This is a genomic window from Nocardioides eburneus, from assembly GCF_040838215.1.
Lineage (GTDB): Bacteria > Actinomycetota > Actinomycetes > Propionibacteriales > Nocardioidaceae > Nocardioides > Nocardioides eburneus.
In genome coordinates, this window is sequence record NZ_JBFPJR010000022.1 from 48,731 (window position 1) to 68,328 (window position 19,598).

Sequence of the window (19,598 nt, forward strand, 5' to 3'; positions counted from 1 at the left end):
CGTGTCCGCACTCTCCATCGCGAACGCGGCGTACCTCGTCGCCGCCCTGCTCTTCATCCTGTCGCTGGCAGGACTCTCCAAGCACGAGACCGCCCGCAACGGCGTCTGGTACGGCATCGCCGGCATGGTCATCGCGCTCGCCGCGACGATCGGCCGCGTCGTCGACGGCCACCCCGGCTACGGCCTCGCGCTGCTCATCGGCGCCGTGATCGTCGGCGCCGCGATCGGCCTGTGGCGTGCCCGGATCGTCGAGATGACCGGCATGCCCGAGCTCATCGCGCTGCTCCATTCCTTCGTGGGTCTGGCTGCCGTCCTGGTCGGCTGGAACGGCTACCTCGAGGTCGAGCGCGAGTCGGCGCAGGCCGGCTTCGACCTCGGGTATGTCGGCAGTCTGCTGCGCATCCACCACGCCGAGGTCTTCATCGGGATCTTCATCGGCGCGGTGACCTTCACCGGCTCGATCGTGGCGTTCCTCAAGCTGTCGGCGCGGATGAAGTCGGCCCCGTTGATGCTGCCCGGCAAGAACCTGCTCAACGTGGGTGCGCTCGCCGTGTTCGTCGCGCTGACCATCTGGTTCGTCGCCGACCCGCAGCTGTGGCTGATCATCGTGGTCACGGCGCTCGCGCTGGCGCTGGGCTGGCACCTGGTCGCCTCCATCGGCGGCGGTGACATGCCGGTCGTCGTCTCGATGCTCAACAGCTATTCCGGCTGGGCCGCCGCCGCGTCCGGCTTCCTGCTCAACAACGACGTCCTCATCGTCACCGGCGCGCTGGTCGGCTCCTCGGGTGCCTACCTGTCCTACATCATGTGCCAGGCGATGAACCGCTCCTTCCTCTCGGTCATCGCCGGCGGCTTCGGCATCGAGGCCAAGGCCTCGGGCGACGAGGACTACGGCGAACACAGGGAGATCACCGCCGAGGACGCCGCCGACCTCCTCGCGAGCGCGTCGTCGGTGGTCATCACGCCGGGCTACGGCATGGCGGTCGCGCAGGCGCAGTATCCCGTCGCCGAGCTGACCCGGAAGCTGCGCGAGAAGGGCGTCGACGTCCGCTTCGGCATCCACCCGGTCGCCGGCCGCCTGCCCGGCCACATGAACGTCCTGCTCGCCGAGGCGAAGGTGCCCTACGACATCGTCCTCGAGATGGACGAGATCAACGACGACTTCGAGAGCACCGACGTCGTCCTGGTCATCGGCGCCAACGACACCGTCAACCCGGCCGCGGCCGAGGACCCCGGCTCGCCGATCGCCGGCATGCCGGTCCTCACCGTCTGGGAGGCCAAGGACGTGATCGTCTTCAAGCGCTCCATGGCCACCGGCTATGCCGGCGTCCAGAACCCGCTCTTCTTCCGCGACAACACCCAGATGCTCTTCGGGGACGCCAAGGACCGGGTCGACGCGATCGTCGACGCGCTCACCTGAGCGTCGAGCCCCGTTCGTCGAGCAGCGGCTCGTCGAGATGCCCCGCCGCGGGTGCCTCGGCGGGCCGCTCGCTCGTGGTGGAGGTGGCCGCGGGCGGTGCGGCCGCGTCGGCGTCGGCGCCCGGGACGGCCGCCCCGGTGGCGCCGTCGACCGACCGCGTACGACGTCCGAGGTGGCGCAGCCAGGCGGGCGCCACCAGGAACGCCTCGGCGCGCAGCGCCGCCGTGGCGACCTTCGGCAGGTCGGCGGGGGTGCGGAAGACGAGATAGCGAGGCGCCCACTCGGGGTGGTACTTCGCGTTGGCGCGGTAGAGCGACTCGATCTGGGCGAAGCGCGAGGCCCAGAGCAGGAGCGCTCGCCAGAGCCGGATGACCGGGCCGGCGCCGAGCCGCTCGCCGCGTGCGAAGACGCTGCGGAAGACGGCGAAGTTGAGCGAGATCTTGCTGGCGCCCAGACGAGGAGCCTGCTCGACGAGGGTGGCCACCATGAGCTCGATGACGCCGTTGCCGGACTCGCGCGAGCGGCGCATCAGGTCGAGGGAGAGCGCGTCGTCGCCCCACGGGACGAGGTGGAGCAGGCCGACGAGCTCGCCCGCCGCGTCGGTCGCCGTGACGAGGACCGCGTCGCCGTCGGCGGCCTCGCCGAAGCGACCGAGTGCCATCGAGAAGCCCCGCTCCACCGAGCCCTCGCGCCAGGCGGCCGCCCGCACACGGACCTCGTCGAGCACGTCGGGGGCCAGGTCCTGCACCCGGGTGCAGGTCGCCGTGACGCCGGCCCGGCTGGTGCGCGCCACCGCCTGGCGTACGCCGCGCATCGTGCGCCCCTCGAGGCTGAAGTCGTCCACGTGCAGGATCGCTTCGTCGCCGAGCTCGAGGACGTCGAGCCCGGCCTTGTCGAATGCCGTCGCGCCGCGCTCGGAGCAGCCCAGGTTGGCCGGGGTCCAGCCGTAGGCGCGGGCCTCGTCGAGCCAGGCGCCGATCGCCGCCGGCCAGGCGGCCGGGTTGCCGACCGGGTCGCCGGCGGCGAGGGAGGTGGTGCCGACCACCCGGTAGGACACCGCCGCCTGTCCGCACGGGCTGAAGATCGCGGAGCGTTCGTCGCGGGTGGCGAAGTAGGCGAGCGAGTCGATCCAGCCCCAGCGTGCCAGCAGCGCGTCGACCAGGCCGCGCTCGTCCTCCGTCATCGGGTGGGGCCCGTCGGCCGGCTGCATCGCCACGACCACGGCGACGAACAGGACCGCGGCCCCGAGGACCGCCAGTCCGACCTCGGAGCGGGTGAACGCGCCGTCGCTGGTGAAGCGGACCGGGCCGGGGACGCCCAGCAGCCCGAGGAGCGCCTGCCAGAGACGGTCGGCCGCCGTCGTACCGCCGGCCTGGCCGTCGACGTCCGTCGCCAGCCACAGATAGCCCAGAGCGGTGGCGACGAGCGGGCCTGCGGCGAGGACGACGGCCACGCGTCTCCCCGAGCGGGGATCGGGTCGGGCGCCGAAGTGGCGTCGGGACCGCAGCAGAAGGACCGTCAGGCCGAGGCAGAGCAGCGACTCGAGGACCTCCAGACCCTTGAGCAGGTGGAGCACGGTGGCAAGCCCGGAGAGCGCCACGGCGAGCACCCAGGCGCGTCGCTTCCCGCGGCGCAGGGCGCGCGAGAGCGCGATGAGGATGACCCCGATCGCGGCTGCGCCGGTCGCCGCGGCGGCCGGGAAGGCGTCCGGCACCATCTCCCGCACGAGGTGGGCGCGGGCCGCGATGCCGGGCGCGAACGTGCTCAGCAGGCACGTCACCCCCACCAGCAGCACGATCCGGCTCAGCCACGTCGGCGACTGCCAGGACCGCTGACACTCTTCCTCTCTCGACACGGAGGGCGACTCTAACGGCCGGGACCGGCCCGATGGCGGACGCGGCGACCGGCCGGCGGGCGCAATTGTCTGCGGCCGGCCGCGGCCACGGGGCAGCATGGAGGCATGGACGTGCTGGAGAGGTTCTTCACGCCCGAGGGGCGACTGCACACCATGCCGAGCAAGCACGCGAAGCTGCTGCTCGTCCTCGACCGTGTCGCCCAGGCCTTCGAGCCGGGGGTGAGATATCCCGAGCGGGAGGTCGACCGGATCCTGCTCGGCGTCCACGACGACCATGCCGCCCTGCGCCGCTACCTCGTCGAGAACGGCTTCCTCGGCCGGGAGGCGGGCATCTACTGGCGCACCGGCGGCACGGTGGACGTCGGGGCGGTCTCTGCGGGTAGTCCGGGACCTTCCGGTCGGTCTACGCGCGAGTAACCGACGCGAACGTCCCGGAGTATCCCGCCGTGGACCTCCACCCGGCGCCTACGGCTTGCGGCGGTGCGCGGCCGGCCGGCCGGTGAGCGCCTTGAGTACGCCGTCGGCGACCGTGCGGCGCCGCAGGATCGGGGTGTCGTCGTACGCCGCCTCGCGGACCCCGGCCACGACCTCTCGTAGGACGGCGTGGGCGTCCTTGCGGGGCTGCCAGCCGAGCTGGAGGGCGGCGCGACTGCTGTCGAGCTGGGGCAGCTGCCAAGCCATGTCGAGCCAGCCCGCGTCGACCTGCTGCAGGTGGAGGCGCCAGGACAGGTCCGCGGCCGTGCGCAGCACGCGGAACGGCACGTGAACGTGCCGGGCGCCGAGCGCGTCGGCGAGGTCTGCGGGCGTGAGGACCGGGTCGGCGGCGAGGTTGAACGCGCCCGGCACGCGCGCCTGGATCGCGCGGAGGTAGGCGTCGGCGACGTCGTCGGCGTGGACGAGCTGAAGCCGCACTGCGCGGTCGAGCGGCAGGACCTTGAGCAGCCGGACCGCCCCGGCCGGGACGACCGCGGGCAGCGTGTAGCGCAGGACGCCGGACGCGCCCCTCCGCTGCCCGATCAGCGACGGCCGCATCCGGGTGACCACGATCGAGGGATGGTCGGCGTGGAAGTCGTCGAGGAGCCGCTCGGCGGCCGCCTTGTGGCGGGAGTACGGCGACGTGGGCACTCCCTCGGTCGGGTGTCGCTCGTCGGCGAGCCCCTCGCCGGGGGAGTAGGCGCCGAGCGAGGACATGTGGAGCACGTGCCGGACGCCGGCGTCGGCGGCCGCGCCGAGCACCTCGGTGGTGCCGCCGAGGGCGAGCCGCTCCAGGTAGGCCTCGTCGTGGGTGGGCTGGAACCCCCACGCGAGGTGTACGACGGCGTCGGCGCCCCGGAAGGCGCGCCGCAGGACGCCACCGGGTGCATGCGTCAGGTCGACGCTGTGCCACTCGACCCCGGGATCGTCGGCGTACGGACCGTGCGCAGCGACGGTCGGCCCGCCGTCGCGGCGCCGGGGCGGGGGCCGTCGCGCGAGACCGACGACCTCGTGACCCGCGCCGGTGAGGGCACGGAGCAACGCTGTGCCGACGTTGCCGGTGGCTCCCGTGACCGCGATCCGCATCCCCTCCGGTATCCACCGCGGCGCTGCTCAACCGGTGGGCCGGGCCGGCGGCTCGACCCGTGACCCGGCCATCCAAATCCAACCAGCGCAGTGGACAATAGGGGCATGACGGAACTCCAGCGTGCCCCGCAGCCCGGTGCCGAGGACCTCACCGACCACCTCCGCGACCGGTGGAGCGTGAGCGTCTTCGACGACAGCCACGAGCTCACCACCGACGAGGTCCGACGGCTCCTCACCGCCGCCCAGTGGGCGCCCAGCGCCGGCAACAGCCAGCCGTGGTCGTTCCTCGTCGCCACCCGCGGCTCGGTCGCGCACGACGTCCTCGTCAAGCACCTCTCCCGTGGGAACTCCGGCTGGGTGCCGCGCGCCTCCGCGGTCTTCATCACGCTCGCTCAGGTGGCGGAGGACCCGGAGGGGAACGGGCCGAAGTGGCCGACGTACTCCTACTACGACCTCGGCCAGGCCGCCGCCCACCTCACCGTGCAGGCGGCCGCGATGGGGCTGGCGTCCCACCAGTTCGCCGGCTTCGACCACGACGCGGTCGCCGCCGACCTCGACGTCCCGGCGTGGTGGCAGGTCATGACCGGCATCGCCGTCGGCGTCCGCGGCAACCCGGCCGACGTCGACCCGCGCGACGCCGAGCGCGAGGACCGCGAGCGCACCCGTCGGCCGCTGTCGCAGATCGCCTTCGGCGAGCGGTGGGGCGTCGCCTGGGAGGGGTGAGTCCCGGGCGACGCGGCCCGCATCCTCAGCGCCCCGACGACTCCACCGCGTAGAGCGCCGCACCGACCGCGCCGGCGTTGTTGCGCAGCGTGGCGGGGACGATCTCGGTGTCGAGGTCGAGCAGGGGGAGGAACTCGTCGGCCTGCTTGCTGATCCCGCCACCGACGACGAACAGGTCGGGCGCGAGCAGCTTCTCGACGGTGCGGTAGTACTTCTGCAGCCGCTTCGCCCACTCCTTCCACGACAGGTCCTCCCGCTCCCGGGCGCTGTTGGCGGCCCGGGCCTCGGCGTCGTGGCCGTCGATCTCGAGGTGGCCGAGCTCGGAGTTGGGCACCAGCACGCCGTCGTACAGCAGAGCTGAGCCGATCCCCGTCCCGAGCGTCGTCACGACGACGAGCCCACGTCGGCCCCGGGCGGCGCCGTACCTCACCTCGGCGAGCCCGGCGGCGTCGGCGTCGTTGACGACGTGCACCTCGCGACCCGTGGCCCGGGTGAACAGGGCGTCGGCGTCGGTGCCCTTCCAGGACTTGTCGATGTTGGCCGCCGTGCGTACGACGCCGTGGTGGACGACCCCGGGCACCGTGACGCCCACCGGGCCGGTGCAGTCCGGGAAGTGTCCGAGGAGCTCGACGAAGATCGCGGCGATCGCGTCGGGGACCGACTTCGCGGGGGTCTTGATCCGCACGCGCTCGGCGGCGAAGGTGCCGGTCGCCAGGTCGATCGGGGCGCCCTTGATGCCGGTGCCTCCGAAGTCGATCCCGAACGGCACGATGGTCTGCGCAGGCTGGTCCGAGCCGGTCATGGCCCCATCTTCACCTACTGAGCGGTCGCTTGTCCGCCTGGCAATAACTGGGAGACGGACCGCGCGGCGGCTGGGATCCTTGGGGTGTGCCCACCGAGCTGACTCTCGAGCGTCACGTCGCGGGCCTGGGTGAGGCGATGTCCGCGTTCGTGCGGTACGCCGACCGGGCCGGTCTCGACGCCGCCGTCCCGACCTGCCCCGACTGGACGGTGCGCGACCTGACCGCCCACCAGGGCATGGTGCACCGCTGGGCGACCAGCTTCCTGCGCGGAGTGCGGACGAGCGACCCGGAGGCGTGGGAGCGCGCCGGTCGGGCGCAGACGGATCCGGTGGCATGGCTGGGGGCGGGCGCCGCGGAGCTCGCGCGCACGATCCGGCAGACGCCGGACGACGTCCGCGCGCCGGTGTTCCTCAACGACGCCCCGCGGCCGCGCGCGTTCTGGGCGCGGCGGCAGTGCCACGAGACGACGATGCACGCGGTCGACGCCCAGGCGGCCGCGCTGGGCCGGACGCCGGACGCCGTCGAGACCTCGTGGATCGAGACCGAGGTCGCCGTGGACGGGATCGACGAGCTGCTCGCCGGCTTCCTCACCCGGCCGCGTGAGCGGCTGCGCACCGAGGAGGAGTCGACGCTCGTCGTCGCGCCCGACGACAGCGGGTCGTGGTGGGTCGTCTCGCTCGGCCCCCGCCCCGCGCTGACGAGCCGCGGCAAGGGGCCGCTCCCGGACTCCGACTGGCTGCTGACCGGCACGGCCGTCGAGCTCTACCTGCGGCTGTGGAACCGCGGCCCCGCGCCCTCCCTCGACGAGAATGACTGGCGCGGCCTCGCGGCCGTCACCTGGTCCGGAGGCGGGTCGGCCGAACCCACACCTGCCGGGCAGCGGAAAGTCTCCGCGATGCCACGACCCCGCTCCTAGACTGCTCCTCATGACGGAGACGACGGAGGACACCGCCGAGCTGGCGCTGCCGCGTCCCCGCCGCCCGCGGTCCAACCGCGACCGGCTCATCGACACCGCGGTGGCGCTCACCGCCGAGCAGGGCTGGTCCGCCGTGACGATGGCCAAGCTCGCCGACGCCGCGCAGGTGAGCCGACAGACCGTCTACAACGAGATCGGGACCCGCGCCGAGCTGGCCGAGGCGATGATCCTGCACGAGCTGGAACAGTTCCTGGCCTGCGTCACCGAGGCGTTCGAGGGCGGTGACGACGACCTGCTCGGGGCGATCCGGCAGGCGTCGTACGCCGTCCTGCTGCGCGCTCAGGACAACCGGCTGCTCCACGCCATCGTGTCCGCGACCCACGGCGCCGACACCGAGCTGCTGCCGTTCCTGACCAGCCACAGCCACGGCCTGCTCGGCTTCTCCACGGCGATCATCCGCGAGCATCTCGACCGCTTCGACCTCCGGCTCACCCCCGAGGAGGCGGAGACGGCGATCGACTCCGTCGTGCGGATCGTCCTCAGCCACGTCATGCAGCCCGGCGGCAGCCCGGAGGAGATCGCCGACGACATCGCCTGGCTCGCCGGCCGCGTCCTGCATCTCTGACACGGTCTCCGCGCCGCGGCGCCTCTCGCCTACTCTTGGGTAGGGGAGGTCCGATGCAGTCACCTGGGGTGAGGCGGACCGGGTTCGCCGGGGGCGTGCTCGGTCTCGTGCTGGCGCTGTGCGCCGTGCTCGCGGCCTGCGGGGGTACGCCGGCGACGACCCCGGCCGCGGACCCCACCGGCTCCCCGACGACCGCCGGGCCAGCGTCCGCGAGCGCACCGACCCCCTCGTCGACCGTCCCGGTGGCCGATCCGTCCCACGCCGTACCCTTCCCCGGCCCACGCTCCGGCGAGCTCCACTCCGCCGACCTGCTGGTCTGGTCGCAGAAGTCGCTGTCCGACGCGGTGGTCGACCGGATCAGCCACGCCAAGGGCGTGACCGGCGTCGAGCCGTTCTCGATGGCCCAGGTGTCGATCGAGGACCGACTGCTCAAGGTCGCGGCGGTCGACCCGGCGACGTACCGCAACTTCACGCCCCTCAAGACCGCCGACTTCGACGAGGTCTGGGACCGGGTCGCCGGCGGCGAGGTCGCCGTCGACCAGACGAAGAGGAAGCAGGTCGTGCCCGACGCCAAGGGCTACGTCACGATGGGGTCGGAGAAGGGTGCGCCCGCGGTCCACGTCGGCGCCTACCTCGACCAGGTCCCCGGTCTCAGCGACGCCCTCGTGGTGAACCAGAAGTGGGGCGAGGCGATGGGGATCGCGCCGCACAACGCGCTCATCGTCTCGACGACCGTCACCGCGCCCGACCGGGTGGTCGCGCCGATCAAGAAGATCGTCGGCGCGAAGGTGTCCGTGCAGCGGCTCGACGTCGTCGCGCGGGCCGGGCTCGACATCCACGCCACCCAGACGGCGTACGTCGTCGGCTCCGTCGCGGACGCGGTCGGCCACTACACCTACCGCGCGATCGGCGGTGGCCGGATCGCCCCCGACCCGGCCTGGGTGGCGGCCCACATCACGACGGAGCAGGTCCCGATCCTCGGTGCGGTCACCTGCAACAGGCTGATGTTCCCGCAGCTGCGCGCGGCGCTCCAGGAGATCTCGGACCAGGGGCTGGCGCACACGATCCACGTCTACAGCGGCTGCTACAACGCGCGCTTCATCGCCGGCACCTCCTCGCTCTCCAACCACGCCTTCGGCCTCGCCATCGACCTCGACGCCGCCCAGAACGGGCGCGGCACCGCCGGCCACATGGACCCGCAGGTGGTCCGGATCTTCGAGAAGTGGGGCTTCACCTGGGGCGGGACGTGGCACTACACCGACCCGATGCACTTCGAGATGAACCGGATCGTCCGCCCCGGCTGAGCGAGCGATGAGCCGAGGTTTGGACGGGTCCCGCGCGCGGGGGCGCGCGAGAGACTGCCCCTGGCGGGGGCCAACGCCATGAAGATCCTCACCTCCGACGAGTTCGCCGCCTTCCCGATCGGCCTGGCCGTCGAGCTGCTCCACCGCTACCGCAAGACGCCGCTGGTCCTGCCCAAGAGCGCGACGGCCGAGCAGCAACTGAAGTCGCTGGCGAGCCTGCTCGGCGACGACAGCGACCCCTACACGCGCGTGGGTGGTTTCGCCGGGAGCAAGGTCGGCCATGCCGTCGGCGATGGCCTCGAGTCGGTCGGCCACTCGGGCGACCTCGGCGCCTCGCACGTCTGGCACTCTGTGTTCGGATGAGGAAGGTGACGATGACCCCGCTCGTGGCGGACGAACCGCCGGTGGCGCCGCTCCTGCTGATCGGCGGCATCGGCGTCCTCGTGCTCCTGCTCGGTGTCGGCCACTACCGAGGCTGGCAGAAGAGCGGCCTCCTCCGTGTCCCGTTCGACTCGATCCACTTCATGCCCGCCTGGTTCGGGGCTGCCATCGTGATCGTGGCCCTGGGCTCACTCGGGAGCCGCCTCACTCCCTGGTTCATGGTCCTGGCTGCAGTCGGGTTCATCCCGTTCGCGGTGGCGCTCGTCGGGCTGTTCTGGCTGCCCGACCGGCTCCTCCCCGCGTGGTACGTCGCCTGGCGAGGTCGCGGACGCCCGGCCGACGAGGTGGCGAGCCGCGCCGACCGCGCCTACGACGCCCACCGAGAGCGACGCGCCGCGGAGAAGGCCCAGGAGAGGGCAGCCCGGAGGCGCTCATGACGTCCACCCCGACCGGCTCCGTCCACCGGATCGGCGACCCGGGGAGCGCTGCGAGCCTCGAGGTCCGCTGGTTCGTCTGGTCGGTCGGGAGCTCGACCGCGGACGGGTGGCTGATGGTCACGACGGAGTCCGCCGGCCTCCACCGCATCGAGTACGACGGCCCGCGGGCCCGGCTCGTCCCGGTCCCGACGGAGGTGGCGCTGCGCTACCTCCTCGTCCTCGCCGGCTTCGAGGTCGGCGCGACGAGCTGACCCGTCCCTTCCCCGCGGCTCCCGAGGCGCGGGTGCGAGGACGGGGAGGTTTCGACCCTGCGCCGGTGGGGAAGCACGCGTGTGGCTGGACGAGGCATACGCGGCGAGGCGAGGTGACGTCGGATGGTGGAGCGCAGTCCGGGACCGTTCGCCTACTTCCAGGACCTGCACGGAGGGGTCAACGGCGACACGATCCGCGCCGATGCGTACGGCGCGGGACTGCACGCCGGTGACGTCTCCGCGCTCGCGTCCCAGCTCGAGGGCGACTCGCGCACCGTGGCCCGGCAGCTCGATGGGCAGATCACCTCGCTGGTGCAGCTCAACACGCGGGCCGCGAGCGGCTCGGCGACGCGGGTGGCGGCGCGGGGTCACTACGCGGTCGCGCTGCTGGGGAGCTTCGCTGGGATGGTCGACCTCTTCGACATCACCGTGAACTCGCTGAACCACCGCTACCGCTCGGATCTCGCCTCCGCGATGCGGTGGAGCGGGAAGGCCGCATCGGAGACGCCGTCGAAGAAGGACGACCAGTTGGTCGACGAGGCCCATCTGGGGCCCTCGATCAAGGCGGCGCTCAAGCCGGAGTACCAGACGGCACTCCGCGACCTCGACGACAACGCGGACGCGATCGCCCGGAAGTTCCGGGAGGGGCCGACCGTCGACAATGTCCGCGCACTCGTCCGCGCGGGTCTCATCCCGTTGCACGCCGAGTCGCTCTATCCCGGGCTGCACCTCACCGATGAGGACAGGGCGGCGTACTTCTACTCGCTGGCCTATCTGCCCTCGGCACCCGATCCGGACGAGCCCGACATCCCCGACGAGGATGTGCCGCCGCCCGAGCACCACTGGTGGCAGACGGCCTTGGACGGTCTCGAGGACGCCGGCGCCTGGACCTACAACCACACCGTCGTCCCCGGGGTCAACGGTCTGGCCGACGTCGGGCAGGCGGTCGTGGAGCATCCGGGCGACCTGCTCTCGATGCTTGCCGGGGCTGGTCTCATGGTGGTCGGCTCGGGCGGTGAGGCGGGCGGAGGCCTCCTCGACGCGACGGGGGTCGGCGCGGTCGCCGGCGTCCCGATCAATGTCGCGGCCGCGGCCGTCATCGCGTCCGGCGGGACCCTCGCCGCGGCCGGTGGCGCGGACCTGGCCCACAACGCCGCCCAGAACCACAACACCGTCCTCAACGAGGCGCACGGCGCCGGTCGGAGGCCGGGGGATCCGCTGCCGGACGAGTCGCGGCCGAGTGCCGCTGGTAGCGACTGGAAGGGTCGCGTGGCCAACAATGGCAATGGCGACGTCTGGCAGGCCCCCGGGAACGTCGACGCACCGAGGGGGAGTCCGCGTAACGCCAACGTCTTCCGAGATTGTGATCCCGATCCTGACTACCCGAACGGCTACGTTCGGTTCTACAACGAGCACGGCCAGCCGCTGCGCCTCGACGGCAAACCCGGTTCGGATGCTCAGACTCACATTCCGAAGAACCCAGATGGCAGCTACCCCGTGCCGGAAGGATGGAACCCATGATCCCCGACTTCGCGGGCCAGACGATCGACATCGTGCGGATCGACTGGGGCCTGCACCTGTGGACCAGCGAGAATTGGGAGTTCGTGCTGTCGAACACCATCCTCATCACGGTTCAGCAGGAGGGTGGCGTCGAGCAGCATGAGTTCGATCCCGACGTGGAGGAACGGCCCCTTCCTCCGGTGTTGGAGCCGATCGTGGGGGCGAGGATCGAGCAAGTCCTTGTCTCAAAGGGGGGCGACCTCAGCATCCAATTGGCTGGCATGCACCTCACGGTGCCCGCGAGACCGCGCTACGAAGCGTGGCAGCTGGCCGGGGGCAAGGGCAACGAAATGTTCATCTGCATGCCTCGCGGCGAGCTGATGCACTTCTCGCCTCTGGCGGATGAGCCCCGAGACGAGGAGAGGAACGAGAAGGAGACATGACGGATCGCGGCTTCGGTATGGACGCCACCGGGTTGTACGGCACGGGCCGGACCGTCTCGAGGCGCTCCACCGTCGGCGGCGCCGCGGCGCGCGGGCTGCTCTCCAGCCTCGACTCGGCCAGGGGCGGTCACCCTGCCGTCGCGAACGCCCTCTCGGCGTACGTCACCGAGCATCACGGGTTCCGTGGGCGGATCAACCGGAAGCTCCCGTGATCCCCGATTTCGCTGGCCAGACGATCGACATCGCACGCATCGACTGGGGCCTGCACTTCTGGACCAGCGAGAACTGGGAGTTCGTCATCGAGTGTCCCATCGTGGTGAGCGTGCAGCGGGACGATGGCGTCGAGCAGAGTGCGTTCGACCCCGCAGTCTCGGAGCGCCCGTTGCCGCCGGAGCTGGAGCCGATCGTTGGGGCGAGGATCGACCAGGTTCTCGTCTCCGGCGCCGGCGACCTCAGTATTCAGCTGCCCGGCCTGCACTTGACGGTGCCGGCTACGGAGATGTACGAGGCCTGGCACGTGATCGGGAAGAGAGGTGAGATGTTCATCTGTTCGCCGGGCGGCGAGCTGATGCACTTTCCGCCCTTGGCCGAGACCTCTGCTCAAGACGACGAGGCGCCTGGGGAGGAGACGTGACCGATGACGGCTTCCGTATGGACGTCACGGGGTTGTACGGCACGGGCCGGACCGTCTCAGGGCGCTCCACGGACGGTGGTGCCGCGGCGCGTCGGCTGCTCTTGAGTCTCGACTCGGCGAAGGGCGGTCACCCGGCCGTCGCGGGCGCCCTTTCGGCGTACGTCACCGAGCATCTCCTCGACCACGCGACGAGGTTGGCGGGGCAGGTCGAGACCGCTGGCGGGAACGTCTCGAATGTCGCGGCGACCGTGCGGGACGGTGACAACGCCGCCGGCGCCGCGCTGAGCGGTCTGGCCGGCGCGGTCAGCGGCCTCGGCGAGCGGATCAACCGGAAGCTCCCGTGATCCCCGACTTCGTTGGTCAGACGATCGACATCGCACGGATCGATTGGGGCCTGCACCTGTGGACCAGCGAGAACTGGGAGTTCGTGCTGTCGAACACCATCCTCATCACGGTTCAGCAGGAGGGTGGCGTCGAACAGTATGAGTTCGATCCCGACGTCGAGGGACGACCGCTGCCCCCGGAGCTGGAGCCGATCGTGGGGGCGAGGATCGAGCAGGTCCTGGTCTCCGCCCGGGGGGACCTCAGTATCCAGCTGCCCGGGCTGCACCTGACAGTGCGGGCGATACCGAAGTACGAGGCCTGGCAGCTGGCCGGCAATCGGGGGGGAGATGTTCATCTGCATGCCGGGCGGCGAACTGATGCATTTCTCGCCGCGATGGCCGGCGCCTGAGGAGGACGAGACACCCAAGGGGGAGACATGACGGATCACGGCTTCCGCATGGACGTCACGGGGTTGTACGGCACGGGCCGGACGGTCCCGGGTCGCTCCACGGACGGTGGCGCCGCGGCGCGCGGGCTGCTCTCCAGCCTCGACTCGGCCAGGGGCGGTCACCCTGCCGTCGCGAACGCCCTCTCGGCGTACGTCACCGAGCATCACGGGTTCCGTGGGCGGATCAACCGGAGGCTCCCGTGATCCCCGATTTCGCTGGCCAGACGATCGACATCGCACGCATCGACTGGGGCCTGCACCTGTGGACCAGCGAGAACTGGGCATTCGTCATCGAGCGCCCCATCGTCGTGAGCATGCAGCGGGACAGTGGCATCGAGAAGAGCACGTTTGACCCGAGCGTGGCGGAGCGTCCACTGCCGCCCGAGCTGGAGCCGATCGTCGGGGCGAGGATCGACCAGGTCCTGGTCTCCGCCCGGGGGGACCTCAGCATTCAACTGCCGGGCCTCCATATGACCGTGCCTGCCTCAGAAGACTACGAGGCGTGGGAGGTCATCGGTCCGGGCGGTGAGCGGCTTCTCAGTCCGCCAGGCGGCGAGTTGATGCACTTCCTGCCGTTGGCCGACGGGTCCACCGTCGATGAGTCATCCGAGGAGGAGGCATGACCGACCGCGGCTTCGATGTGGACGTCGCGCGGCGCGCGGGCTGCTCTCGAGCCTCTACTCGGCGAAGGGCGGTCACCTGGCCGTCGCGAACGCCCTCTCGGCGTACGTCACCGAGCATCACGGGCTCGGCGAGCGGATCAACCGGAGACTCCCGTGATCCCGGACTTCGCTTTCCTCGTGTCCGAGGGTGGTGACCTCACCGTCCACCTGCCGGGCATGCGCCTGGTCGTGCTCGCCGGTCAGTACGAGGCGTGGCAGATGGCGGGCGGCAGGGGCAACGAGATGTTCATCTGTTCTCCGAGTGGCGAGCTGATGCACTTCTCGCCCTTCCCGGACCCGCCCGGTGGTGCGACGACCGATTGACCCGGTTGCGTAGGGTGGCCGCCGTGACGATCCTCGACGACGCCCGCCCGGGCATGGACGACGCCATCCGACCGCAGGACGACCTCTTCGGCCACGTCAACGGCACCTGGCTGCGCGAGACCGAGATCCCCTCGGACCGCTCCAGCTGGGGCCCGTTCGTGATGCTCGCCGACACCGCCGAGCAGCAGGTGCGCGCCATCATCGAGGACCTGACCGCCCAGGCCCTCGCCGGCACGGCCGAGAGCGCCGACGCGCAGAAGATCGGCGACCTCTTCGCCTCCTTCATGGACACCGACGCGATCAACGCCCGCGGCGCCGCCCCGCTCGCCGACCTGCGGGCCGCGGTCGACGGGATCCGCGACGTACGCGACCTGGCGGCGTTCCTCGGCGAGTTCGAGCGGATCGGCGGCCACGGGCTCTTCGGGTCCTACATCGACAACGACGACAAGGCCGCCGACCGCTACATCTTCAACCTCGTCCAGGGCGGTCTCGGGCTGCCCGACGAGTCCTACTACAAGGACGCGAAGTTCGCCGAGGTGCGGGAGAAGTACGTCGCCTACCTCGAGCGGCTCTTCACGCTCGGCGGCGTCCCGGCGTACGCCGGGGACCCGGCCACCGCCGCCGCGACCGTCCTGCGCGTCGACACCCGCCTCGCCGGGGGCCACTGGGAGCGCGCCGAGACCCGCGACAAGCAGAAGACCTACAACCTCAAGACCCTCGCCGAGGTCCGCGAGCTCTGCCCGGCCTTCGACTGGGACGTCTACGTCACCAACCTGTCCGGCGCGCGCAAGAGCGCCGAGGAGCTGCTGGGCGAGGTGACGGTCCGGCAGCCGTCGTACTTCACCCATCTCTCGACCGTCCTCGGCGAGGTGAGCGTGGACGAGTGGCGCAGCTGGCTGCTCTTCCACGTCCTGCGGTGGGCGGCGCCCTACCTGACCGACGACTTCGTCGAGACCAACTTCGACTTCTACGGACGCACCCTCAACGGCACGCCCGAGCTGCGCGAGCGCTGGAAGCGCGGCGTCTCGCTCGTCGAGGGGGCGCTCGGCGAGGCGGTCGGCAAGGAGTACGCCGCGCGTCACTTCCCGCCCGACTCCAAGGCCAAGATGGACGAGCTGGTCGCCAACCTGCTCGCCGCCTACCGCGTCTCGATCTCCCAGCTCGACTGGATGACCGAGGAGACCAAGCAGCGTGCCTACGACAAGCTCGACAAGTTCACGCCCAAGATCGGCTACCCCGACAAGTGGCGGGACTACTCGAGGCTCTCGATCAGCAAGGACGATCTGATCGGCAATGTCGCCGCGGCGTCCGTCTTCGAGACCGACCGCCAGCTCGACAAGATCGGCAGCCCGGTCGACCGCGAGGAGTGGTTCATGCTCCCGCAGACGGTCAACGCCTACTACAACCCCGGCACCAACGAGATCTGCTTCCCGGCGGGGATCCTGCAGAAGCCGTTCTTCAGCCCCGACGCCCACCCGGCGGAGAACTACGGCGGCATCGGCGCGGTCATCGGCCACGAGATCGGTCACGGCTTCGACGACCAGGGCGCGCAGTTCGACGGCGACGGCAACATGCACGACTGGTGGACCCCGGACGACAAGGCCGCCTTCGAGGTGAAGACGAAGGCGCTCATCGCGCAGTACGACGCCTTCGAGCCGCGCGACCTGCCCGGTGAGCACGTCAACGGCGCCCTCACCGTCGGTGAGAACATCGGCGATCTCGGCGGGCTGACGATCGCCCACACCGCCTACCTCATCTCCGAGGGCGGCTCGGCTGACCCGGAGGACCGCCGGCGGCTCTTCCTCAACTGGGCCTACGTGTGGCGCACTGTCCGCCGCAAGGAGCAGGCGCAGCAGTTCCTCACCATCGACCCGCACAGCCCGCCGGAGTTCCGCGCCAACATCGTGCGCAACCTCGAGGAGTTCCACGACGCGTTCGGCACCCAGCCCGGCGACGGGCTCTGGCTGGAGCCGGGCGCCCGGGTGCGGATCTGGTGACCGACGAGGTTGTGAGTCTCAGCGTGGGCTATGGGCCTCGCTGACACTCACAACCCGCACCGACAGCGCGGCGCTCAGGTGCGGTTCGAGTGGGGGACGACCGGCGCGCGGGCGCTGGTGGCCGCGGGTGACGTCGACGTCGCGGTGGTCGTCGACGTGCTCTCGTTCACGACGACGCTCACGGTCGCCCTCGAGCGGGGGATCACGGTGTGGCCGTTCCCGTGGAAGGACGCGCGCGCCGCGGCCTTCGCCGCGGAGCACGACGCCGTTCTCGCGGTCGGCCGGCTCGAGGCGGAGCGCGAGGGTGTCGGCGGGGTGAGTCTGAGCCCGGCGGGCATGGCCCGCGTCGAAGGCGTACGACGCCTTGTGCTGCCCTCACCCAACGGCTCGACCATCGCGACCCTGCTCGCGGACGCGGGCACGAGCGTCGTGGCCGCGTCGCTCCGCAACGCCACGGCGGTCGCCCGCTGGCTGACCGAGGGGCCCGCGGGCGGCGGCACGGTCGCCGTCGTGGCCGCGGGCGAGCGCTGGGCGGACGATTCGCTGCGGCCCGCGGTCGAGGACCTGTGGGGCGCCGGGGCGGTGGTCGCCGCGCTCGTCGACGGCGGTCAGCCCTCCCTCGGTCTCTCGCCCGAGGCCGGCGTCGCGGAGGCCTCCTTCCGCGCCGTCCGCCCGCGCCTGGGCGAGGAGCTGCTCGGCTGCGCGAGCGGACGGGAGCTCGTCGCGACGGGGTTCGCCGCCGACGTACGCGTGGCGGGGGAGGTCGACGTCAGCGCCGTCGTACCGGTGCTCGTGGACGGGGCGTTCCGGGCGTGAGCCGGGGCGCCGGCAGCCAGCCCTGTGGAGGACGTCGTCGGGCTGTCGGGGGCCGCTGGTAGACAGGGACGCATGCCCGAACCCACCGTCACCGCCACCGACGTCCGCGAGCAGGCCGAGGCGCACCTGCGTGCCCTGGTCGGTCGTGAGGACGCCGTCCTCCGCGAGGACCAGTGGTCGGCGATCGAGGCGCTGGCGGTGGACCGTCGCCGGGCGCTGGTCGTGCAGAAGACCGGCTGGGGCAAGTCGGCGGTCTACTTCGTGGCGACGCTGCTGCTGCGCTCGGCGGGCGCCGGGCCGACGGTGATCGTCTCGCCGCTGCTCGCGCTGATGCGCAACCAGATCGCCGCGGCCGAGCGCGCCGGGATCCGTGCGGTGACCATCAACTCGACCAACCCGGAGGCGTGGGCGGAGATCGAGGAGTCCATCCACGCCGGCGACGTCGACGTCCTCCTGGTGAGTCCGGAGCGGCTCAACAACCCCACCTTCCGGGACGCGGTGCTGCCGAGACTGGCGCGCGAGTGCGGCCTCCTCGTCGTCGACGAGGCCCACTGCATCTCCGACTGGGGACACGACTTCCGGCCCGACTACCGCCGGATCCGCACGCTCCTCGGTGACCTGCCGGACGGCATCCCGGTGCTTGCCACGACCGCCACCGCGAACGCCCGGGTGACCGCCGACGTCGCCGAGCAGCTCGGCCGTGACGTCCTCGTGCTGCGCGGCTCGCTCGACCGGGAGTCGCTGCGGCTCGGCGTGGTGCAGCTGCGGACCCCGGAGCAGCGCCTGGCCTGGCTCTCCGACCACCTCGCCGAGCAGCCCGGCTCCGGGATCGTCTACTGCCTGACCGTTGCCGCCACCCAGGAGATCGCCGACTACCTCGCGTCCCGCGGCCACCACGTCGCGGCCTACTCCGGCCAGACCGAGCCCACCGAGCGGCAGCAGCTCGAGGAGGACCTCGCCCACGGGCGGGTCAAGGCGCTCATCGCCACCTCGGCGCTCGGGATGGGCTTCGACGCCACCCTCGGGTTCGTCGTCAACATGGGCGCGCCGTCCTCTCCGGTGTCCTACTACCAGCAGGTCGGGCGCGCGGGCCGCGGCACGCCCGACGCCTCGGTGGTCCTGCTGCCGGGGCCGGAGGACCGCGACATCTGGGCCTATTTCGCCTCGCTCGCGTTCCCGCGCGAGGAGCAGGTGCGACACACTCTCGACGCTCTCGCGCAGGCCGGGCGACCGCTCTCGACGCAGGCGCTGGAGACCTACGTCGACCTCGGCCGGTCGCGGCTGGAGCAGATGCTCAAGGTGCTCGACGTGGATGGCGCCGTCCGCCGGGTGGGTGGCGGCTGGGAGGCGACCGGCCAGCCGTGGGCCTACGACACCGAGCGCTACGCCCGCGTCGCCGAGGCCCGCCGGCGGGAGCAGCAGGCGATGCTTGACTACCTCGCCACCGACCGCTGCCGGATGCGCTTCCTCCGCGAGCAGCTCGACGACCCCGAGGCCGCCGACTGTGGCCGCTGCGACAACTGCGGCGGGTTCAGGCTCTCCGCGGCGGTGTCCGAGGGAGCGGTCGAGGAGGCGGCGGCCCGCCTGTCCCGGCCCGGGGTCCCGGTGGAGCCGAAGAAGCTGTGGCCCTCGGGCCTCGACCGGCTGGGTCTGGAGCTCAAGGGCCGGATCAAGGACGGTGCGGCCGAGGGACGCGCGATCGCTCGGCTGACCGACCTCGGCTACGGCCAGCAGTTGCGCGAGCTCTTCCGCGACGACACCCCGGACGGACCCGTGCCGGTCGCGCTGGTGAAGGCGGTGATCGAGGTGCTCGGCGACTGGCGGCCTCGCGTCCAGGGGATCGTCCACGTCGAGTCGGGCACGCGCCCGACGCTCACCCACGACCTCGCCGACGGCCTGTCGCGCTACCTGCGGGTTCCGGTCGTCGGGTCGTTCGCGATCCGGGACGACTCGGTGCTGCCCGGCCAGGGCGCCGCCAACTCCGCCCAGCGGGTGGCGGCGGTGACGCGGCGCTTCGCGCTGCGGGCCGACGCCGTGCCCGAGTCGGTGCTGCTCGTGGACGACCGGGTCGTCACCGGCTGGACGCTGACCCTCGGCGCCCGCGCGCTGCGCGACGCGGGCGCGACGACGGTCTTCCCGCTGGTGCTCGGCGTGGGCGGCTGACCCGCCCGGGAC

Annotated in this window: 24 protein-coding genes; 21 read left to right on the top strand and 3 right to left on the bottom strand. The window is 71.7% G+C overall.

Features of this window, described 5'->3' with window-relative positions; genetic code table 11:
* The first annotated feature begins 1 nt into the window (after position 1).
* A complete protein-coding gene (gene pntB, locus AB3X52_RS13055) occupies positions 2–1,420 on the top strand; it encodes a Re/Si-specific NAD(P)(+) transhydrogenase subunit beta (protein ID WP_367994524.1) in 1,419 nt (472 codons plus the stop codon).
* Here the strand turns inward: pntB and AB3X52_RS13060 are convergent.
* The gene (locus AB3X52_RS13060; protein ID WP_367994525.1) at positions 1,413–3,275 is read right to left on the bottom strand and encodes a phosphatidylglycerol lysyltransferase domain-containing protein; all 1,863 of its coding nucleotides are present in this window, start codon (positions 3,273–3,275) and stop codon (positions 1,413–1,415) included. The two genes, pntB and AB3X52_RS13060, sit on opposite strands and share 8 nt — an antisense overlap.
* A 105-nt stretch (positions 3,276–3,380) precedes the next feature.
* On the opposite strand from AB3X52_RS13060, the gene AB3X52_RS13065 reads away from it, so the two are divergent.
* Positions 3,381–3,692 carry a DUF2087 domain-containing protein gene (locus tag AB3X52_RS13065; RefSeq protein WP_367994526.1) on the top strand — a complete coding sequence of 104 codons (312 nt, stop codon included), beginning with the start codon at positions 3,381–3,383 and terminating at the stop codon, positions 3,690–3,692.
* Between the two features lie 48 nt (positions 3,693–3,740).
* Here the strand turns inward: AB3X52_RS13065 and AB3X52_RS13070 are convergent, their stop codons facing one another.
* Positions 3,741–4,835 carry an NAD-dependent epimerase/dehydratase family protein gene (locus AB3X52_RS13070; protein WP_367994527.1) on the bottom strand — a complete coding sequence of 365 codons (1,095 nt, stop codon included), beginning with the start codon at positions 4,833–4,835 and terminating at the stop codon, positions 3,741–3,743.
* 105 nt (positions 4,836–4,940) lie between these two features.
* On the opposite strand from AB3X52_RS13070, the gene AB3X52_RS13075 reads away from it, so the two are divergent.
* A complete protein-coding gene (locus AB3X52_RS13075; protein WP_367994528.1) occupies positions 4,941–5,558 on the top strand; it encodes a nitroreductase family protein in 618 nt (205 codons plus the stop codon).
* 25 nt (positions 5,559–5,583) lie between these two features.
* Here AB3X52_RS13075 and ppgK read toward each other — a convergent pair whose 3' ends face one another.
* Positions 5,584–6,360, bottom strand: coding sequence for a polyphosphate--glucose phosphotransferase (ppgK, locus tag AB3X52_RS13080; RefSeq protein WP_367994529.1), 777 nt, complete (start codon positions 6,358–6,360; stop codon positions 5,584–5,586).
* 86 nt (positions 6,361–6,446) lie between these two features.
* Between ppgK and AB3X52_RS13085 the strand changes: the two genes are divergently transcribed.
* The 18 genes from AB3X52_RS13085 to AB3X52_RS13170 all read left to right on the top strand — a co-directional run bounded on the left by AB3X52_RS13085 (position 6,447) and on the right by AB3X52_RS13170 (position 19,586).
* The gene (locus tag AB3X52_RS13085; protein WP_367994530.1) at positions 6,447–7,277 is read left to right on the top strand and encodes a maleylpyruvate isomerase family mycothiol-dependent enzyme; all 831 of its coding nucleotides are present in this window, start codon (positions 6,447–6,449) and stop codon (positions 7,275–7,277) included.
* A gap of 10 nt (positions 7,278–7,287) precedes the next feature.
* Positions 7,288–7,902: a TetR/AcrR family transcriptional regulator gene (locus AB3X52_RS13090; RefSeq protein ID WP_367994531.1), complete on the top strand. Its 615-nt coding sequence runs from the start codon at positions 7,288–7,290 to the stop codon at positions 7,900–7,902.
* Between the two features lie 53 nt (positions 7,903–7,955).
* The gene (locus tag AB3X52_RS13095; RefSeq protein ID WP_367994532.1) at positions 7,956–9,206 is read left to right on the top strand and encodes a M15 family metallopeptidase; all 1,251 of its coding nucleotides are present in this window, start codon (positions 7,956–7,958) and stop codon (positions 9,204–9,206) included.
* Between the two features lie 78 nt (positions 9,207–9,284).
* On the top strand, positions 9,285–9,569 hold the full coding sequence (locus AB3X52_RS13100) for a hypothetical protein (protein ID WP_367994533.1): 285 nt from the start codon (positions 9,285–9,287) through the stop codon (positions 9,567–9,569).
* 11 nt (positions 9,570–9,580) lie between these two features.
* Complete coding sequence (locus AB3X52_RS13105) at positions 9,581–10,024, top strand: hypothetical protein (RefSeq protein WP_367994534.1); 444 nt, start codon at positions 9,581–9,583, stop codon at positions 10,022–10,024.
* Positions 10,021–10,275 (top strand): hypothetical protein, encoded by a 255-nt coding sequence (locus AB3X52_RS13110; protein ID WP_367994535.1) that lies wholly within the window; start codon positions 10,021–10,023, stop codon positions 10,273–10,275. The genes AB3X52_RS13105 and AB3X52_RS13110 overlap by 4 nt, the downstream gene beginning before the upstream one ends.
* Before the next feature lie 123 nt (positions 10,276–10,398).
* Positions 10,399–11,796 (top strand): hypothetical protein, encoded by a 1,398-nt coding sequence (locus AB3X52_RS13115; RefSeq protein ID WP_367994536.1) that lies wholly within the window; start codon positions 10,399–10,401, stop codon positions 11,794–11,796.
* Positions 11,793–12,218 (top strand): DUF6188 family protein, encoded by a 426-nt coding sequence (locus AB3X52_RS13120; RefSeq protein ID WP_367994537.1) that lies wholly within the window; start codon positions 11,793–11,795, stop codon positions 12,216–12,218. The genes AB3X52_RS13115 and AB3X52_RS13120 overlap by 4 nt, the downstream gene beginning before the upstream one ends.
* Positions 12,215–12,430, top strand: a complete 216-nt coding sequence (locus AB3X52_RS13125) for a hypothetical protein (protein WP_367994538.1) — start codon at positions 12,215–12,217, stop codon at positions 12,428–12,430. The genes AB3X52_RS13120 and AB3X52_RS13125 overlap by 4 nt, the downstream gene beginning before the upstream one ends.
* Positions 12,427–12,852, top strand: a complete 426-nt coding sequence (locus AB3X52_RS13130) for a DUF6188 family protein (RefSeq protein WP_367994539.1) — start codon at positions 12,427–12,429, stop codon at positions 12,850–12,852. The genes AB3X52_RS13125 and AB3X52_RS13130 overlap by 4 nt, the downstream gene beginning before the upstream one ends.
* Positions 12,849–13,196 carry a hypothetical protein gene (locus AB3X52_RS13135; protein WP_367994540.1) on the top strand — a complete coding sequence of 116 codons (348 nt, stop codon included), beginning with the start codon at positions 12,849–12,851 and terminating at the stop codon, positions 13,194–13,196. The genes AB3X52_RS13130 and AB3X52_RS13135 overlap by 4 nt, the downstream gene beginning before the upstream one ends.
* Positions 13,193–13,585, top strand: a complete 393-nt coding sequence (locus AB3X52_RS13140) for a DUF6188 family protein (protein ID WP_367994541.1) — start codon at positions 13,193–13,195, stop codon at positions 13,583–13,585. The genes AB3X52_RS13135 and AB3X52_RS13140 overlap by 4 nt, the downstream gene beginning before the upstream one ends.
* A 27-nt stretch (positions 13,586–13,612) precedes the next feature.
* Positions 13,613–13,828 carry a hypothetical protein gene (locus AB3X52_RS13145; protein ID WP_367994542.1) on the top strand — a complete coding sequence of 72 codons (216 nt, stop codon included), beginning with the start codon at positions 13,613–13,615 and terminating at the stop codon, positions 13,826–13,828.
* Entirely contained in the window at positions 13,825–14,247 is a 423-nt protein-coding gene (locus tag AB3X52_RS13150; protein ID WP_367994543.1) for a DUF6188 family protein, read from the top strand. Before AB3X52_RS13145 ends, AB3X52_RS13150 begins: the two co-directional genes overlap by 4 nt.
* Before the next feature lie 153 nt (positions 14,248–14,400).
* A complete protein-coding gene (locus AB3X52_RS13155) occupies positions 14,401–14,610 on the top strand; it encodes a hypothetical protein (RefSeq protein WP_367994544.1) in 210 nt (69 codons plus the stop codon).
* Between the two features lie 23 nt (positions 14,611–14,633).
* The gene (locus AB3X52_RS13160; protein WP_367994545.1) at positions 14,634–16,607 is read left to right on the top strand and encodes a M13 family metallopeptidase; all 1,974 of its coding nucleotides are present in this window, start codon (positions 14,634–14,636) and stop codon (positions 16,605–16,607) included.
* A 30-nt stretch (positions 16,608–16,637) separates the two neighbouring features.
* Positions 16,638–17,423 carry a 2-phosphosulfolactate phosphatase gene (locus AB3X52_RS13165; protein ID WP_367994546.1) on the top strand — a complete coding sequence of 262 codons (786 nt, stop codon included), beginning with the start codon at positions 16,638–16,640 and terminating at the stop codon, positions 17,421–17,423.
* A 72-nt stretch (positions 17,424–17,495) separates the two neighbouring features.
* Positions 17,496–19,586 carry a DEAD/DEAH box helicase gene (locus AB3X52_RS13170; protein WP_367994547.1) on the top strand — a complete coding sequence of 697 codons (2,091 nt, stop codon included), beginning with the start codon at positions 17,496–17,498 and terminating at the stop codon, positions 19,584–19,586.
* Positions 19,587–19,598: the final 12 nt, after the last annotated feature.